2 protein-coding genes and 2 pseudogenes are annotated in these 2360 nt (G+C 57.5%); 1 reads left to right on the top strand and 3 read right to left on the bottom strand.

Features of this window, described 5'->3' with window-relative positions; all coding sequences use genetic code 11:
- Positions 1-594: pseudogene (locus RT91_RS21740) on the bottom strand (hypothetical protein); the annotation flags it as partial.
- A gap of 247 nt (positions 595-841) precedes the next feature.
- Here RT91_RS21740 and RT91_RS18910 point away from each other — a divergent pair.
- A complete protein-coding gene (locus tag RT91_RS18910) occupies positions 842-1165 on the top strand; it encodes a hypothetical protein (protein ID WP_035189271.1) in 324 nt (107 codons plus the stop codon).
- 271 nt (positions 1166-1436) lie between these two features.
- Here the strand turns inward: RT91_RS18910 and RT91_RS22355 are convergent.
- Positions 1437-1553: pseudogene (locus tag RT91_RS22355) on the bottom strand (IS5/IS1182 family transposase); the annotation flags it as partial.
- 101 nt (positions 1554-1654) lie between these two features.
- On the bottom strand, positions 1655-2360 hold a 706-nt coding region (locus tag RT91_RS20965), incomplete at its 5' end, for a hypothetical protein (protein ID WP_082468668.1).

Here is a 2360-nt window from a genome sequence, read left to right on the forward strand (position 1 = left end):
GAGCTTCAGCGATGAACGCCTCATGGTTCTACGTTCAACAGGCGAACCAACTGCCGACTTCGAGATCGAAATCCCCAGCGATCGCAACAAGGCGAGCAACCGCGGCATCGTCGATTGACCCTGATGATATTGCACCAGCACGAAGCGGCGTAGTTCCGGACCGAAATGGCCTGCGGTTCCTTGAGGCAATGGTGCCAGGATCGTCCGGCCATCCGGCGTTATCCAGCGCTCTCGCAGGTAACGGGTCGCCGTCGCCGAAATCACGAGGTCCTGGACCAGAAAAGGTTCATGACCTTTGAAAACAGCTCCTGGCGGGACCTCAATCCCGATCACCTTTTCTTCGACTTTGACCCGGGGTGAGACCTTGCCCCGAACGGGACGCTTCTCCTGCTTCTGGGGCTTCGGCGGCGCTGTTCCTTTTTCCATGCCACTCGGTTTGATATGCGGGCGACCCTTCAGACCCTTCAGTCGCGCATTCTCTTCGCGCAATTCAGCAACGATCACCTTCAGGCTGGCGATCTCACCGAACAGTTCGACCAGCAGAGCTTCAAGCTCTGCACGGCTCAGCGCGGAAAGGGTGACGGACGGAGGCACATGACCCAAAGACTCCCCTGCGCCGAATCGGTGCAAGGAAAAAATGTACGGTCACCCACATTTTTGCCCCTCTTACCGAATATTTCTATAACACATTGAAATACTTGTTTATATTCCCACATCTGGTGAGCAGACAGTCATCCTGGCGTCGCCGGGGAGAAACCACCTAAACGCTCCTCCGGCCCTGTCTGCGCCGGGATCCGATCCCGGCCACGCCATTCCCCAACCATATCATCAGGAGACCACCATGACCGATCCGGTCACACCGGGCACGGCACTCGTTGCCATGCCCGCCGATCCCGTGCGCCTGAACGCCGTCCGCGATCAGCTCAGCACGGATCTCGATACACTCGAGTTCGCGATGCACACGCTCGACGTCGTCGCCGCCATGCTCGGCGGCGACGGCGAGGACCCCGCCGATGCCATGGACACCGCAACCGCCGCCCGCATCCGCCGCGACAACATGAGCGCCATCCGCCATGCCTGCCGCCTCGTGGAAAACCGCGGCAACCGCGCCATCGCCAGCGGCAGGAACCTCCTCGCCCTCACCGATCCGAACTCATCCACATGACAACGCCCCCTCGTCCCAACTCAGGACGAGGGGGCTTTGTCGTTCTGCGAACATCACAAACGCGCTACGGACGCTCAGCGCCCATGTTGGTCATTCGCGGGGCTGGGTCCTATCCCCGAAAGCAGTCGTTCCGCCAAAAGCAGGAGGTAAGTATCTCTAATTTTGTCGTGTGTTAGGCGGGTTCTGCGGCAAAACACGCGACAAATGAATTCGAGGAAAAACAATGTGTTGTGGCTCGCCGCAGCCTGTCGCGAGTTTTACAAGTTATGCGACATGGGCTCGGCGCGGGCAAGAACGGCGAGAGGAGTAACCACTCCGCGTCAGTCACGTCACTTCCACAGCGCAGCCCAGTGCGGCTATGCTGCGCACGGGTGGTTGGCGTCCACATGGTGTCTCCGGCAAGGCTTCGAACACCTGCCCGAAATCACATCCGGCCCAACCATCCAACCGCTCATCAAAGCCGTTCCACTTCCATTCCGAAATGGCCTCTTATGTTTTCGTTACGTTTGTATTCACCAGATCACGAACCAGCGTGAAATCTGGTGCTTCTGGTCCCAGCCCAGGATTTGGCGCTCCCAAGGGAGGCTTTTGGGCTACGTAAGGACGCCAGGCTGAAAATAGAGGAAGTTGCAAAAAATGTGATTGTTTCCAATATTCATGTGGGTTTGGTGGCTGTGGGAGTATATTTTCTAGTCGTTTGGCATGCATCAAAGCCAACTTCAGAGGGTGAATACCTTTTGGAACGGTCAGCGGAGGAATAATTTGACCGGATCGGATCCCCTTGGCGGTGTCTTCCAAATCCGCGACGAACTTTATTTCATCCGGTGTCAGCGGATCTCCAAATAGATGAATATCCGCCACCAGATCGTCGATCTGCGCCGCGACAACCGGGAAATGCCGAGGCTTGAGCAAGCCAGGGCCTTGCAAGATACGCTTTAATTCCCCCAAGGCTTTGGCGATTTCCTTGGAGTCATCCACCTCGCAGGAACCAACGACGTAGCAAAGCGTGCCGATCCAGCTCTTATGCACGGGAACAGGCAAGCGCTGCGCGTCGATCTCCTGCTTGAGCCAGCGGAGCTGATAGACCACGCGGCTATGCGCGGTTTCGTTCGAGGCGGGGTAGTCCTTGAAGGCGTCGAGCAGGAACGCGATGCGCTCCATGGCATCTTCATATTCTTCTTCAATGCCAGGGCCG

The sequence above is a fragment of the Acidiphilium sp. JA12-A1 genome (assembly GCF_000724705.2).
Classification (GTDB): Bacteria; Pseudomonadota; Alphaproteobacteria; order Acetobacterales; family Acetobacteraceae; genus Acidiphilium; species Acidiphilium multivorum.